Origin of the sequence: Litoreibacter sp., from assembly GCF_039974535.1 — a bacterium.
GTDB lineage: Bacteria > Pseudomonadota > Alphaproteobacteria > Rhodobacterales > Rhodobacteraceae > Litoreibacter.
This window is the reverse complement of the sequence record NZ_JBDWIU010000014.1, coordinates 72,822-88,068: the sequence shown is the minus strand read 5'-3', so window position 1 is coordinate 88,068 and position 15,247 is coordinate 72,822. Positions and strand designations below refer to the sequence as shown.

At 54.5% G+C, this 15,247-nt stretch carries 15 protein-coding genes; 10 read left to right on the top strand and 5 right to left on the bottom strand.

The features are described 5' to 3' along the window. Positions 1 to 92: 92 nt before the first annotated feature. Both ABJN86_RS16405 and ABJN86_RS16400 read right to left on the bottom strand, forming a co-directional pair. Positions 93 to 587, bottom strand: coding sequence for an ATP-binding protein (locus ABJN86_RS16405; protein ID WP_348367822.1), 495 nt, complete (start codon positions 585 to 587; stop codon positions 93 to 95). Next, positions 584 to 937, bottom strand: coding sequence for an STAS domain-containing protein (locus ABJN86_RS16400; protein WP_348367821.1), 354 nt, complete (start codon positions 935 to 937; stop codon positions 584 to 586). The genes ABJN86_RS16405 and ABJN86_RS16400 overlap by 4 nt, the downstream gene beginning before the upstream one ends. Positions 938 to 1,033: 96 nt before the next feature. Between ABJN86_RS16400 and ABJN86_RS16395 the strand changes: the two genes are divergently transcribed. From ABJN86_RS16395 to ABJN86_RS16355, 9 genes are all read left to right on the top strand, one after another. Continuing rightward, a complete protein-coding gene (locus ABJN86_RS16395; protein WP_348367820.1) occupies positions 1,034 to 2,200 on the top strand; it encodes an acetyl-CoA C-acyltransferase in 1,167 nt (388 codons plus the stop codon). Continuing rightward, a complete protein-coding gene (locus tag ABJN86_RS16390) occupies positions 2,197 to 2,652 on the top strand; it encodes a GAF domain-containing protein (RefSeq protein WP_348367841.1) in 456 nt (151 codons plus the stop codon). The genes ABJN86_RS16395 and ABJN86_RS16390 overlap by 4 nt, the downstream gene beginning before the upstream one ends. Before the next feature lie 90 nt (positions 2,653 to 2,742). Continuing rightward, positions 2,743 to 3,315 (top strand): XRE family transcriptional regulator, encoded by a 573-nt coding sequence (locus ABJN86_RS16385; protein ID WP_348367819.1) that lies wholly within the window; start codon positions 2,743 to 2,745, stop codon positions 3,313 to 3,315. 1 nt (position 3,316) lies between these two features. After that, a complete protein-coding gene (locus tag ABJN86_RS16380; RefSeq protein ID WP_348367818.1) occupies positions 3,317 to 3,940 on the top strand; it encodes a LysE family translocator in 624 nt (207 codons plus the stop codon). Positions 3,941 to 3,982: 42 nt separating this feature from the next. After that, positions 3,983 to 6,436: an FAD-dependent oxidoreductase gene (locus ABJN86_RS16375; RefSeq protein WP_348367817.1), complete on the top strand. Its 2,454-nt coding sequence runs from the start codon at positions 3,983 to 3,985 to the stop codon at positions 6,434 to 6,436. Then, entirely contained in the window at positions 6,433 to 7,305 is an 873-nt protein-coding gene (locus ABJN86_RS16370) for a homocysteine S-methyltransferase family protein (RefSeq protein WP_348367816.1), read from the top strand. Before ABJN86_RS16375 ends, ABJN86_RS16370 begins: the two co-directional genes overlap by 4 nt. A 5-nt stretch (positions 7,306 to 7,310) precedes the next feature. Further along, complete coding sequence (locus tag ABJN86_RS16365; RefSeq protein WP_348367815.1) at positions 7,311 to 9,752, top strand: FAD-dependent oxidoreductase; 2,442 nt, start codon at positions 7,311 to 7,313, stop codon at positions 9,750 to 9,752. Positions 9,753 to 9,789: 37 nt separating this feature from the next. Beyond that, complete coding sequence (gene rarD / locus ABJN86_RS16360) at positions 9,790 to 10,683, top strand: EamA family transporter RarD (RefSeq protein WP_348367814.1); 894 nt, start codon at positions 9,790 to 9,792, stop codon at positions 10,681 to 10,683. Then, positions 10,673 to 11,320, top strand: coding sequence for an RluA family pseudouridine synthase (locus tag ABJN86_RS16355; RefSeq protein WP_348367813.1), 648 nt, complete (start codon positions 10,673 to 10,675; stop codon positions 11,318 to 11,320). Before rarD ends, ABJN86_RS16355 begins: the two co-directional genes overlap by 11 nt. A gap of 46 nt (positions 11,321 to 11,366) precedes the next feature. Here the strand turns inward: ABJN86_RS16355 and ABJN86_RS16350 are convergent, their stop codons facing one another. Beyond that, positions 11,367 to 12,794 (bottom strand): aldehyde dehydrogenase family protein, encoded by a 1,428-nt coding sequence (locus ABJN86_RS16350; protein WP_348367812.1) that lies wholly within the window; start codon positions 12,792 to 12,794, stop codon positions 11,367 to 11,369. An 80-nt stretch (positions 12,795 to 12,874) separates the two neighbouring features. Between ABJN86_RS16350 and ABJN86_RS16345 the strand changes: the two genes are divergently transcribed. After that, positions 12,875 to 13,525, top strand: a complete 651-nt coding sequence (locus ABJN86_RS16345) for a peroxiredoxin (RefSeq protein WP_348367811.1) — start codon at positions 12,875 to 12,877, stop codon at positions 13,523 to 13,525. 74 nt (positions 13,526 to 13,599) lie between these two features. On the opposite strand, the gene ABJN86_RS16340 is transcribed toward ABJN86_RS16345, so the two are convergent. Further along, entirely contained in the window at positions 13,600 to 14,160 is a 561-nt protein-coding gene (locus tag ABJN86_RS16340; protein WP_348367810.1) for a L,D-transpeptidase, read from the bottom strand. A gap of 202 nt (positions 14,161 to 14,362) precedes the next feature. Next, positions 14,363 to 15,043: an outer membrane beta-barrel protein gene (locus ABJN86_RS16335; RefSeq protein ID WP_348367809.1), complete on the bottom strand. Its 681-nt coding sequence runs from the start codon at positions 15,041 to 15,043 to the stop codon at positions 14,363 to 14,365. Positions 15,044 to 15,247 lie beyond the last annotated feature (204 nt).

Below are 15,247 nucleotides of genomic sequence, written 5' to 3'. Positions count from 1 at the left end.
TGCAGCTACAAGACCGTCATCACCCCTGATTGTGACTTCACCGCGGACGAATTGTGGTTATTTTATGTTAACACAAATTCGTGAATAGTGACTTAGGGTGCAGTGTCAGGAATGTTCTCTGAGGTTGTCGCAATTTGTACGCAGAAAATGTTCTGCGTACCGACCCGCCGATACTCCATATGTGACGATAGGCTTCGGATGAAAAACCAACCGAATCCGCCCTCTGGCAGATCTTCGATGTCCATTGGTATCTCTTCTAGTTCCGTTTTTGGTGGGGTGAGACCAGGCATTGGTATGCCGTAATCCCTTGTTTCAATTGAAATCAGGTCGTCAGTACATAGGGCTGAAATCTTGATGTCTCCAAGATTTGAGTCGTCATAACTATGCTCCGCGATATTGTTTAACACTTCGGCCAAAACGATTTCAGTGCTGATAATCCCTTCTGAATGTGTGGGGAATTCGCTTGTCAATCTGGCCATTATTTCAACGGTGGCATCACGGATTGACAGTGGATCCGCGTTTATAGTGTCTTCAAGTTGTAAACGTGGTGCGCCGAAACTACGTTGCATCAGTGCTGAACTGTTCACGCAGCATCGGCGCCTTTGGGGCCTTCTTCTGATAACGCAGTTAGAACATCTGTATGGATGTCAAAGACGTTGTCCATTCTTGTCATACGGAAGACTTTGTCGACGGCTGCTGTGAGGCTACATAGTTCAAGCTTGCGCCCCTTGAGTAGTTTCAGCGCAGCCACCATCGCGCCCAAACCGCTACTATCCATAAATTTGACTGAAGACAGGTCCATCACTACCCGTCCTTCGTGACCATTGGTATGCTCGCGAAACTCGTCCTTCATATGAACGGCGCAGGCTGCGTCGATCCGGTTCGCGTCTAACGTCAGGACGAGGACGCCGTTTGAGGTTTGGGTAGCTTGCATCATGGTCCGTTCTCCTGCTCTATTCAGGAAATGAACTAGACCCCAAAGGTTACCAATCGGTATTCAGATTAACGTCGCTAACAGCAAAGGTGTTTCAAAATGTCCGTATTTATCACGGGTGCCAGCCGAACCCCAATGGGCGGGTTTCAAGGTGCGTTTGACGACGTTGAGGCTTCCCAATTGGGCGGTTCAGCGATCAAGGCCGCGTTAAAGCAGTCGGGATTAGACACTGTAGATGAGGTCTTGATGGGCTGCGTTCTGCCTGCAGGTCAGGGGCAAGCCCCTGCGCGGCAAGCCGGCTTTGCTGCGGGGCTTGGTGAAGAGGTTCCAGCGACGACGTTGAACAAAATGTGCGGCTCCGGCATGCAGGCTGCGATGATGGCGTTTGACCAACTGTCCTTAGGGCATACTCAAACGATGGTCGCCGGTGGTATGGAAAGCATGACGAACGCCCCTTATTTGCTTCCCAAAATGCGGGGCGGGGCGCGTATTGGGCATCAAGCGGTGCAGGATTCGATGTTTCTGGACGGGTTGGAAGACGCCTACGATAAGGGGCGTCTCATGGGCACGTTCGCTGAAGACTGCGCGGAGGCTTTTCAGTTCACCCGCGAGGCGCAGGATGAATTTGCTTTGCGGTCATTGTCCAATGCATTGGCCGCTCAGGAAAGCGATGCATTTGCCAAGGAGATATCCGCTGTTGAGGTTGGCGGGCGTAGACCGTTCACCGTGACCCAGGACGAGCAGCCTGCGAAAGCGCGGCCTGAAAAAATTCCGCTGCTTAAGCCTGCTTTTCGCGAGGGTGGTACGGTTACTGCTGCGAATTCATCGTCCATTTCTGATGGGGCGGCCGCGCTCGTTATGGCCTCTGAGGCGGGGATTGAGGCACAAGGGTTAAGACCACGTGCCCGTATTGTTGGACATGCAAACCATGCTCAAGCACCGGCGTTGTTCACAACAGCACCTGTCCCAGCAGCGCGTAAGTTATTGGATCGTATCGGTTGGAGCATCTCTGATGTGGATTTATGGGAGGTAAACGAGGCCTTCGCCGTCGTCCCCATGGCCTTCATGCATGAAATGGGGCTGGACCGCGACGTGGTTAATGTAAATGGCGGGGCTTGCGCTTTGGGTCACCCCATAGGGGCCTCTGGGGCGCGGATCATAGTGACGCTATTTAATGCGCTGGAAACCCGTGGACTTAAGCGTGGTGTCGCTGCGATTTGTATTGGCGGCGGTGAAGGTACGGCAATCGCGATTGAGCGGGTCTGATGGTTGATTACCCCTTACTTGCGAAAACCGTCGCGGCTTTGGTCGAGGGCGAGGATGATGCCGTGTCCCTTATGGCCACTGTCGCTTGCGAGGTTCACCATGCGGACGTGCGGTTCAACTGGACGGGATTTTACCGTGTAGTAGAGCCTGAATTGTTGAAAATCGGCCCCTATCAGGGCGGTCATGGATGTCTGGTTATCCCGTTTTCGCGGGGTGTTTGTGGCGCGGCTGCTCGCTTGCAGGAAACTCAATTGGTGCCAGATGTCGAAGCATTTCCGGGGCATATTGCTTGTGCGTCCTCGACACGCTCAGAATTGGTGTTGCCTGTTTGGGGCGAAGGGGGCCAGCTTATTGCCGTGTTCGACATCGATAGTGATCAACCGGATGCTTTCACGCGCGAAGATGCCGACCAGTTGGCAAATATCCTAGAGGCCACCTTTCAGAAATCTTGATCTCTACGTGTGATTTTTCTTGCACGACTCAACCGATTTGTATTTTGGTGAAAAAAAAGATGATAATTTCACGAACTTCAATTGGGCCACATGTTACAAAAGCAACCAAGTCAATCCGTTACCCTAGGCGCTGATCTTCGTGCGTTGCGAAAGGCGCGCGGGATGAAGTTGACGGAGTTGTCAGAAATATTGGGCCGCTCTGTCGGCTGGTTAAGCCAAGTGGAGCGGGACCTTTCAGAGCCGTCGATCACCGATTTGCGCCAAATAGCAAGGGCGCTGAACGTTTCGGTCTCGAGCCTGTTTCGCCAAACAACCGCCGAGGCACATGAGCAAGGTTTCATTGTGCGAGCAAAGTCGCGCCGTCCCATTGGGTCGCGAGAGGCAGGATTGACCGAGGAGCTTTTGTCCCCCGACCTGACGGACGATTTTGAGGTTGTCCATTCGACGTTTGAGCCCAATAGCCAAATAACTGAGCCCGTAAGTCGCCCAACTCAGGAAGTGGGTTACGTTGTGTCTGGAAGGCTCGACCTATCGATCGACGGGACAGTTTTCACTTTGGATGTTGGTGATAGCTTCCGCATCCGTGGTGAGCCGTTTCGATGGATGAACCCATACTCAGACCCCGCCGTGGTGATCTGGGTTATTGCCCCGCCGGTGTATTGATATGTCGCTAGAGGGATGGATCATGTTCGCGCTCTTCTGGGTGGTTTTCGTCTCTACACCAGGGCCAAACGCAGTGAATTGCGTACAAAACGGAATGGCCCACGGCTTCAAGACATCGCTTTGGGGTGTCTTGGCCATCCTAACGCAAGCGACCCTGTTCTTGCTCCTCTCCGCGGCGGGGGTAACCGCGTTGCTGGCCCAAGCGCCAGAGGCTTTCTTCTGGGGCAAACTCATCGGTGCAGGGGTCTTGGTCTTCTTAGGGATCAAGGGGTTGCTCAATGCGCACAAGCCAGTGCCGCACCGAAATGTGTCGGCCCGCACCATCTATGGTCGGTCTTTCTTGATCGCGACAATCAACGTCAAATCAGTGACGGGATACTTCGCGGCCTTCACGCAATTCGTACAGCCGGATGTACCAGTGTGGTCCCAAATGTGGGTCATCATGCCAACGGCATTGATCATTACCACCATCAGCTACACCAGTTTCACCGCAATCGGGGCGGGTTTGGGCCGTGCGGCGATGGGGGCGGTGCTGAATGTATGGGTCCGACGGATAATGGCGTCGTGCTTCATAATTTACGGTCTGCTTCTTGGTGGCACATCCACGCCAGTGATCTCGCAATGAGCAGAAACCTTAGAAATAAATTCCGTCAAGAGGAGCAAGAATATGAGTGATTTCCCAACCACTGCACGCGTCGTCATTATTGGGGGGGGCGTCGTGGGAACATCGACCCTCTACCACCTTGCCAAGGCGGGATGGGAAGATTGCGTTTTGCTGGAAAAGAATGAACTGACAGCTGGCTCTACGTGGCACGCAGCCGGAAACTGCCCCAATTTCGCGCCCAATTGGGCGGTGATGAATATGCAGCGCTACGGGTTGGAGATGTACCGCACACTTGCGGATGATGTGGACTACCCGATGAATTATCACGTCACCGGATCGCTCCGCTTGGCGCATTCTAAAGAACGGATGCAGGAATTTGAGAAGGTGGCGTCGCAGGCGCGGTATCAGGGTCTAACCATGGATATTTTGACCCCTCAGGAGTTGAAGGAGCACAACCCCTTCATGGAGCTGCATGATCTTGAAGGAGGGATGCTAGATCCTTTGGATGGCGACATTGATCCCGCGCAATTGACACAAGCGCTTGCCAAAGGCGCGCGCGATGCGGGTGGTAGGATAGAACGTTTCTGCCCGCTCACAGGGTTGGAGCGCGATGGTGACGAATGGATCGTAAAGACCCCGAAGGGTGAGATCAGAGCGCAGTATGTGGCCAATTGTGCAGGCTACTATGCGCAGCGAGTTGGCGAGATGTTCAAGCCGTTCGGCGGGCGCACGGTGCCTATGGTGGTGATGTCCCACCAGTATTTCCTGACCGAGCCGATCTCGGAGTTGGAGGCATGGACCAAGGAAAAGGGACATAAGTTGCCGTTGGTCCGCGACGTGGACATCAGCTACTATCTTCGTCAAGACAAATACGGTTTGAACCTTGGTCCCTACGAGCGAAACTGCAAGGCGCATTGGGTCACTCCGCAAGACCCGATGCCAGACGACTTTTCGTTCCAATTGTACCCAGATGATCTGGAACGGCTGGAATTCTACATCGAGGATGCAATGGAGCGTGTTCCTTTGCTGGGAACCGCTGGGGTTGGCCGCAATATCAACGGTCCGATCCCTTATGCGCCCGATGGCCTGCCAATGATCGGCCCAATGCCCGGTGTGAAAAACGCGTTTGAAGCGCATTCCTTCACCTTTGGCATCGCGCAGGGTGGTGGGGCTGGCAAGGTGCTGTCCGAGTGGATCATGCATGGTGAAACCGAGATGGACATGTGGTCTTGCGACCCGCGCCGCTACACCGATTATGCTGACCACGACTACTGCCTCAGTAAGGCGATGGAGACCTATGGTCACGAGTACGCCATGCATTTCCCGCACCACGAATGGCCTGCTGGGCGCGATAAAAAACTATCCGCTAATCATGCATCATTGCTGGCCTCTGGTGGGCAGATGGGGGCCTACAATGGGTGGGAGCGTGCCAATTGGTTCGCGCAAGACGGTGATGATACCTCCGAGGAAAGCACGCAGACATGGATGCGTGACGGGCCTTGGAAGCAGCGCATCAAGGAGGAGGTTGAGGCCTGCACCAATGGTGTTGGCGTCCTCGATATACCCGGATTTTCGCGGTACACGCTTAAGGGGGAAGGTGCTGCCGAATGGCTGCGCAATCAAATCGCTGGGGCGTTGCCAAAGGCGGGTCGCATGAACCTTGGATACTTCACCGACAATCGCGGGCGTATCGTGACCGAGGTGACGATCATTCGTTGGGGTGAAGATGATTTCTGGATCATGACTGCCGCTGTTGCGCAGTGGCACGACTTTGAATTCCTGAAGTCCCGTTTGCCTGAAGGTGGTGCGATTGAACTGGTCGATATTACCAAAGATTGGTCGACCCTTATCGTGACAGGCGCTAAATCGCGCGAGCTGCTTCTCGAGATTACAGAGGGCGCGGATTTGGAGGCCGGATGGCTGTCGATCCAAGACGCCACAGTCGCGGGGAAGGCCGCAAAGCTGTTCCGCATTTCGTTTGCGGGGGAGCTTGGATGGGAAGTGCACACATCCTTTGACGACAGCGCCTCGGCTTATGAGGCGGTGAAGGCCGCGGGGGCTAAACCATTTGGGATGTATGCCTTAAATTCCATGCGTATCGAGAAAGGTTACCGTACATGGAAGGGGGATCTGTCCACGGATTACACCTTGCTGGAGGGAGGCTTGTCTCGCTTCCTGAGGTTGAATAAAGAGCAGGACTTCCCAGGCAAAGCAGCATTGGCGCGAGAGCAGCAACAAGGCTCTAAAAAGGGATTTGTGACGCTTGTCGTTGAGGCGGGGGATGCAGATGCACCATATATGTCTCCTATCTGGATGGGTGATGACATCGTTGGGGAGACGACATCTGGCGACTGGGGCTACCGGATCAATAAATCGATCGCTCTAGGTGTGGTGAAGGCGGAAGCCGCCAAGCCCGGAACGGTGCTGGAAGTCGAAATTTATGGCGAGCGCTGTCGCGCTATTGTTCAAGAAGATCAACCGTTATGGGATCCTGAAAACGCGCGGATACGCGCATGAGCATCACCATTTTAGACGGCGGCATGGGGCAAGAGCTGGTCGCGCGGGCAGGTCGCGCGACGTCCCTTTGGTCCACGCAGGCGCTGCTGGACAGCCCTGAAACTGTGAGGGCGGTGCATGATGACTTCTTTGCCGCCGGCGCTGAAATTGCGACGACCAACAGCTATGCGATCCTTCCCGATAGGTTGGAGCCACATGGCATCATTGACCGTTTGGAAGAGTTGATGACGCGTGCATGTACAATCGCGTGCGAGGCCCGCGATGCGCATGGAAGCGGTCTGGTCTTAGGCGCATTGGGGCCGCAAGGGTTTTCCTACCAGCCTGACAAGACACCACCATCAGAGATGGCTGCCGAGGTATATGCCAACATGGTTAAGCTACAGGCACCGTTGGTTGACGCGCATGTCTTTGAGACGATGTCCTCGGTTGACCAACTAAGAGGGGCCTTGATGGGAGCGGCTGTGTCGAACAAACCAGTTTGGGTGGCTCTATCGGTCGATGACACAGATGGTACGAAGTTGCGCTCAGGTGAGCCTTTGGAAGAGGTCTTGCCCCTGCTGGCCGAATACGATCCCGCCGCCGTTCTGTTGAACTGCTCCTTGCCAGAGGTAATCAGTGATGCGGTGCCACTGTTGGCTGGTTGTGGCAAACCCGTCGGTGCCTATGCCAACGGGTTCACAGGAATTCACGATGAGTTCTCCAAGGTCGGGGTGACGGTGGATTTGTTGTCGTCACGTACTGATTTGACGCCAAAGACCTACGCAGACTTCGCAGAAGGATGGGTAAGTTCGGGCGCAACCATCATCGGCGGATGCTGCGAAATATCACCAGCTCACATTCGCGAATTGTCTCTACGACTGAAAGGATAAAATTCATGACGCTTCCAACGCAGGCTCGTGTGGTCATCATCGGCGGTGGCGTGATCGGATGCTCCGTCGCGTATCATTTGACGAAGCTGGGCTGGGAGGATGTGGTTCTTCTGGAACGTAAGCAGCTGACGTCGGGCACGACTTGGCATGCGGCGGGCCTCATTGCGCAGCTTCGTGCGACCAAAAACATGACCAAGCTCGCCAAATACAGTCAAGAACTTTACGGTGACCTTGAGGCCGAAACGGGTGTTGCGACTGGGTTCAAACGGTGCGGGTCAATCACCGTTGCTTTGACCGAGGAGCGGCTGGAGGAGATCAATCGGCAAGCCGCAATGGCCCGCTCCTTTGGCGTCGAGGCAGAGCCTATTTCGCCTCAAGAAGTAAAAACCCGTTACGAGCATCTCAACATCGAAGGTGTCACCGGCGGTGTTTACCTTCCGCTCGACGGACAGGGCGATCCTTCCAATATTGCTCAAGCCTTGGCAAAGGGCGCTCGTCAGAACGGGGCCTTGGTCAAGGAGGGATACCTCGTCACTTCGATCGAGAAAGAGGGGCGTCGCGTTACCGGCGTGTCGTGGGAAGATAGCAACGGCAATATAGGGTCTATTAAGGCAGAACACGTTGTAAATTGCGGTGGAATGTGGGGGCATGAAGTCGGGCGCATGGCAGGTGTCAATGTGCCGCTCCATTCGTGTGAGCACTTTTATATCGTCACCGAGAACGTGCCGAACTTGACCCAAATGCCGGTTCTGCGAGTGCCGGATGAATGCGCCTACTACAAAGAGGACGCGGGCAAGATGTTGTTGGGTGCGTTCGAGCCAGTGGCGAAGCCTTGGAAGCTGGACATCCCCAAGGATTTTGAATTCGACCAGCTGCCCGAAGATTTCGACCACTTCGAGCCAATCTTGGAGGCAGCAGTAAATCGCATGCCCATGTTGGCGGAAGCGGGCATTCATACCTTCTTCAACGGCCCAGAATCCTTTACCCCTGATGATGCCTATCATTTGGGTCTCGCACCTGAATTGGACAATTTTTGGGTGGCGGCTGGGTTTAACTCGATCGGGATCCAATCCGCAGGTGGGGCAGGCTCCGCATTAGCGCAATGGATGGACGCGGGGGAGAAGCCTTTCGATCTTGGCGACGTCGACATCAGCCGGATGCAACCTTTCCAAGGCAATCGAAATTATCTGTTCGAGCGGTCCAAAGAAACTCTGGGTCTGCTTTATGCGGATCATTTCCCGTACCTGCAGAAAAAGACCGCTCGGGGAATTCGACGTACACCTTTCCACCAACACTTATTGGATAATGGTGCCGTGATGGGAGAGCTCTCTGGGTGGGAGCGTGCCAATTGGTTCGCGGATGAGGCACAAGAGCGGGAGTATCGGTATTCTTGGAAACGTCAGAACTTCTTTGGCAATGTCGCTCGCGAACACGAGGCCGTTCGTAGCAATGTCGGAATGTACGATATGTCATCTTTTGGCAAGATTAGGGTCGAAGGAGGCGATGCAGAAGCCTTCTTGAACTACATCGGCGGCGGGGATTATTCCGTGCCGGTCGGTAAGATCGTCTATACGCAGTTCCTAAATTCACGAGCAGGGATTGAGGCGGACGTTACCGTCACTCGCCTGTCTGAGACGGCGTATCTCGTAGTCACCCCTGCCGCTACAAGATTAGCAGACGAGACGTGGATGCGCCGGAATGTCGGGGAATTCAACGTGGTCATCACTGATGTGACCGCGAGTGAGGGCGTGTTGGCCGTGATGGGGCCCAATTCACGCGCACTGCTTGAGAAGGTCTCTTCTGGCGACTTCTCCAACGCCGTTAACCCCTTTGGCACCGCGCAAGAGGTGGAAATTGGGATGGGCTTGGCACGGGTGCACCGCGTGACCTACGTGGGCGAGTTGGGTTGGGAGCTTTACGTCAGCGCCGACCAAGCGGCGCATGTGTTTGAGACATTGCTTGAGGCTGGCCAAGACATGGACCTGAAACTGTGCGGCATGCACATGATGGACAGTTGTCGCATGGAAAAGGGGTTCCGCCACTTTGGCCACGACATCACCTCCGAGGATCACGTCATGGAGGCAGGGTTGGGCTTTGCCGTAAAGAAAAATAAGGCAGGTTTTATCGGACGAGAGGCAGTGTTGGATAAGGCCGAAAAGGGTCTAAATATGCGCCTTTTGCAATTCAAGCTGATTGAACCGGAGCCATTGCTGTATCATGCGGAACCAGTCCTAAGGAACGGCGAGATCGTGGGGTATCTGACTTCTGGATCATACGGTCATCATCTGGGAGCCGCTATGGGCATGGGATACGTTCCCTGTCATGGCGAAAAGCTGGCGGATGTTCTCGTGTCTACATACGAGATAGACGTGGCAGGTACTCGTGTTCGGGCGGAGGTTTCTTCCAAGCCGTTTTATGACCCTAAATCAGAGCGAGTGAAAGTCTAGGACTTGCAACTGGCGAGGCTTGGTGGTGAATGAACCTATGGCTCATTCAGATGATAGTACTGACAAATCAGGTGATAGCCCCGTCGGCTTCGCTTTTGCTATTTCCGCTTACTTCCTGTGGGGGTTCCTTCCGCTATACATGAAGGCCTTGTCGCATGTCCCAGCGGCGGAAATTGTTGCTCATCGTGTTATTTGGTCGATCCCAATCGCTGGGCTGGTGTTGATCTTCTTGAGGCGGACCAACGACATAAAAGTGGCTCTAACAACGCCAAAGATGCTCGCGATGGGCTGTGTTACCGCGGTGCTCATATCGTTGAACTGGGGCATCTATGTTTGGGCGATTAGCGCGGGGCATACCTTGGACGCGGCCCTTGGGTACTATATCAACCCGTTGCTTTCTGTGTTCTTGGGCTTTGCCCTGCTCAAGGAAAAGCTGACCCGTTTGCAATGGGCCGCAATCGCGTTGGCCGTTGCGGCCGTGGTCGTGCTCACCATTGATGCTGGCCGGTTGCCGCTTGTGTCCATCGCGGTGTCTTTGACTTGGGGTTTCTACGCCCTGTTCAAGAAGGCCTTGCCCATCGGCCCTAACCAAGGGTTCCTGCTCGAGGTTCTGATCTTGGCCATCCCAGCGATCGGATACTTGATCTACATCGGGTCAAACGGCATCAGCCATTTCTCGGGTAATGTGTGGTTGTTAGTTGGCTGTGGGGTCGTCACGGCAGTGCCGTTAATGCTATTCGCTAACGGGGCTAAACGCCTGCGCATGACAACAACTGGTATCCTTCAGTATATCGCGCCGACTTTGATCTTCCTTGTGGCCGTTTTCGTGTTTGGGGAGCCATTCGGCACCGCTCACGCCATCGCGTTTCCAATGATCTGGGCGGCTTTGATCCTGTACACGTATTCAATGGTGCGCAGCCGTGGTCAGTAGCGAATACAACCCGCCAACCAACCCATTGGATGTGATCCACGAGGATGCTGAGCTGTTACTGGTAAATAAGCCGGCTGGTTTGCTGTCAGTTCCCGGCAAAGGCGAGCATTTGGCCGATTGCCTGATTGCGCGCATCCAAGCGGCGTTCCCGACGGCTTTACTTGTACACCGGCTTGATCGTGATACCTCCGGCGTCATGGTCTTCGCCCTAACCAAATCCGCACAACGCCATCTTGGCCTGCAGTTTGAGCGGCGCCACACTAAGAAAACCTACATGGCCTTGGTTCATGGCGAGGTGGAGGGCAAAACAGGTGAGATCCACTTGCCTTTGGTCGTGGACTGGCCGAACCGCCCGCTTCAACATGTGAACTTCGAGCGTGGTAAGCAGGCCATCACCCAATGGCGGCGCGGAGCGGTGAAAGATGGGACAACACGTATGCGATTGTCCCCGCACACGGGCCGCTCGCACCAGTTGCGGGTCCATATGCAAGCGCTCGGCCACCCGATATTAGGCGACCCGTTTTATTCAGGTGATGCCGAAAATTTCTCTCGGATGATGCTCCATGCAGAAAGCTTGAAGCTGCGCCATCCTCAGGGTGGTAAGGCCGTGGAGTTCAAAGCCAAGGTGCCATTCTAAGGCGAGTGCCACCCCTTTCTAATGCAGGGGTGGCAACAATATCTGATTAGCTGTTCCAGCCAGAGACGGCTTTCACTTCCAAGAATTCTTCGATCCCGAATACGCCACCTTCGCGACCGTTGCCCGATTGCTTGTAACCCCCAAAAGGGGAGCCTTGCGCAAAGCCGGAACCGTTGGTCTCAACCATGCCGGACCGAAGGCGACGCGCCACACGGCGGCGCTTTTCGGTGTCCTCGGTTTGGATGTAGTTGGTCAAACCGTAGGGTGTGTCATTGGCCATCTCGATCACGTCTTCTTCCGTCTCGAAGGGCATCAGGCACATGACGGGGCCAAAGATTTCCTCTTTGTAGATGGTCATGTCTGGGGTCACATCCGTGAAAACCGTAGGGCGTGCAAAGTAGCCGCGGTTCAACCCGTCGGGGCGGCCAACGCCACCGGCAAGCAATGTCGCGCCTTCGTCGATACCTTTTTGGATCAGGTCCTGCACCTTGTTGAATTGCATCTCAGATACCAACGGGCCAATGTGGCCGCCATCCTCGGAGGCTGGCGCGACCTTGGTGGCCTCGGCTGCGGCTTTCACCTGCTCAACCGCTTCCGCATAGCGGGACGATTCAACGAACATCCGGGTTGGGGCGTTGCACGATTGGCCAGTGTTGCGGAAGCAGCGAGCAGCGCCGTTAGCCGGAGCGTTGTCAACCGCGTCAGCGAAGATGATGTTGGCGCCCTTGCCGCCCAATTCCAGCGAGACGCGTTTCAACGTGTCAGCTGCAGACTTGGAGATCAGTTTGCCCGCGCGGGACGATCCAGTGAAGGATACCATGTCGACGTCAGGATGTGCGGACAGCTGCGAGCCCACGCCCGGGCCATCCCCGTTGACCATGTTGTAGACACCAGCGGGGAAGCCGGCCTCGTCCATGAACTCTGAGAATAGGATGCCAGACAATGGCGAAATCTCGGATGGTTTCAGCACAACGGTGCAGCCCGCTGCGATTGCCGGAATAACCTTCAACACGATCTGGTTCATCGGCCAGTTCCATGGGGTGATCAAAGCGCAAACGCCGATTGGTTCGCGTAGGGTCATTTCTGTCTCGGTGTAGGGCGTGTCGAACTCAAACGCCTCAAACGCATCGATAAAGCCCTTCAAGTGCCATGAACCTGCGCCGACTTGTTGTGCACGCGCCAATTTTTGCGGCGCACCCATCTCTACCGAAATAGCTTGAGCCATGTCTTCGGAGCGAGCGTTGTAGACCTCCAGTAGCTTGTTCAGGAGCGCCAACTTTTCTGCTTTTGACACCGCTGCCCATTCATCAAACGCAGCGCGTGCTGCATCCACCGCTGCATTGGTGTCTGCCTCAGATCCAAGGGAGATCGTGGCGCAAACTTCCTCATTCGAAGGGTTGATCACGTCAAGGTCGTTTGCAGTCGAGGGTGCTACCCATTGGCCGTTGATGTAGAAATTTTTGTGATTGGACATTGGATGCTCCGTTCGGGGGTGTCTAAGGCTGTTGTCGACATTATATCGGTAACAGAAACCACAAATGGAAAGGGACCGCCATGGGTCTGCGCATAAACGACACTATTCCAAATATCACAGTTGCTACTGACAAAGGGGACGTCAGCTTGCACGACTTCGTAGGTGATAGCTGGGCGATCATTTTTTCCCATCCGAAAGATTTCACACCGGTTTGCACGACAGAATTCGGGGCAGTTGCTCAACTGGCTGATGAATGGGCCAAACGGAACACAAAAGTATTGGGTGTTTCAGTCGATGGTGTTGAAGAGCACGTGAAATGGAAGCGTGACATCGAGCAGGTCGCTAACGCTAAAGCCGAGTTCGCAATCGTTGCTGATATTGATCTGACAATGGCCAAAGCATTCGACATGCTGCCAGCAGAAGCATATCTACCAGACGGCCGTACACCTGCGGATAGTGCCACAGTGCGTTCGGTGTTCATCGTGGGGCCGGACAAGCAGTTGAAGTTGTCCATGACTTACCCAATGACCGTAGGCCGGAACTTCGCAGAAATCTTGCGCGCGTTGGATGGCTTGCAAATGTCTGCCAAAGGCGTGGCGACACCAGCCAATTGGCAGCAAGGCCAAGACGTGATTGTCCCACCAGCGGTCAGTACCGAGGACGCAAAAGCTAAGTTTGGTGACGTGACAGAAGTGTTGCCTTACCTGCGCACCGTCAAAGCGCCTGCCTAAGTTAACTTAAGCCTTGAAAACACGAAGGCCGACCCAAACGGGTCGGCCTTTTGCGTTAGATCTGAATGTTCTGCTTAGTGCAAAACGACCTTAGTGCCTTCAGGCACCTGTTGGTACAGATGCGCGATATGGGCATTTGTCAGGCGTACGCAGCCGTTGGATACCGCAGATGCGATCGTCCAAGGCGCGGATGTGCCATGGATGCGCAAGAAGGTATCCCCCTTGCCCGGTGTGAACAGGTACAACGCGCGCGATCCCAGCGGGTTGTCTGGGCCGCCCGGCATGCCGTCTTCAAATTGTTTGTAGGAAGCAGGATCGCGTTTGATCATGTCCTGCGTAGGTGTCCAAGATGGCCAGTGCTTCTTAGCCCCGACGTGGAATGTGCCGGATTCGTACAGGCCCGCTTTGCCAATGCCACAGGTGTAGCGCAGGGCCTTGCCCTCAGCCATCGTCCAGTACAGCGCGAAAGCTTTCGGGTCGACGTGCACTTCTCCCGCAGGCAGGTCGCCTTGCAAAGTCACAATGTGCGGTTTGTATTCTTCGGGCATAACCCAAGATTTACGTTGCGCCAGCGCGGGCGTCCCAACCGCTGCGGCGGCAAACGAAGTGGTCAAAAGTGTGCGTCGGTTTAGCATAATCGGTGTCCTTGTACCCATACTGGCCCCAATTCCCACAGGGCGCAATTTTACACAGTTTAGCGGTTTTCCGCCGTGATGGGCAATAACAGGAGCGTGATCAAGGAAGGTGTAACTTAAAAGCCCCGACATTTCCATCGGGGCTTTCATGAGATGATTGGGGCATCCCATAGCTGCAAGCTGGCTGAGTTTCGAACGAGGGCTAGAAACCGAAACGTAAACCAACGTTGAGATTCACCGAAGAGATATCGTCACTGACGACACCGGTGAGCCCCCCTGCAGAATTAAAGCGCGGTGTATCGACACCAAAATCACGAACATATCGTACGTCGCCTGTTAGGCTAAGCGAGTCAGATAAGGCATATGAGCCACCTAAGATCAGTTGGGCAGAAATGTTCTCGCTTCGGTCATCAAGCCGAACGCCGGTGCCATAGTTGATGTTTGTGTCGGTGGATGCGACGCCCAGACCGAAACCCGCGTAAGGGGTGAATGCGCCACCAGTTGGGAGGTCGGCGATAATGTTACCAAATGCCCGCGTGGTGGAGATGTCACCACTGACATTTGCCTCGGCTGCAGCTCCATTTCCTGAGAAAAACACAGAATCCACGTCACCTGAATTGTAAGACAGTTCGATCTCGCCTCTTACGCGGAAGTTGCCAAAATTTAGAGACGGAAGTGATTTACCAATCGCAACCCCAACTCCGAAGCCGGTGTCGAAATCGGTACCTACGGACTGCTGACCGCCCGGTGGAGTTACAACGCCTTCGAACGTTGGATCTTGGATGAATGAGCCCCCTCCAAAGACGTGACCATATAGGTCTTGAGCCGCTGCCGGTGCCGCAATTAGCGTGGCCGCTGCGATGTAGAAAGGTGTGAAGCGCATGGTTGTTTTCCTTGTGAGTAATGCATGTAGGCGTGTGTTCTGACGTCTAAAGTCATCATGGTTATCGCCTTGGTTATCGCATTGTTCACTAAAACAAATTACACGTTATGATCTTGGTTTTGTGCGTGTTTTTGATCGAATAAAATGGCTCTTTAGGTGTTGCACTACAAAAAGGCCCCGGCGTTTCCGCCGGGGCCCCAAATC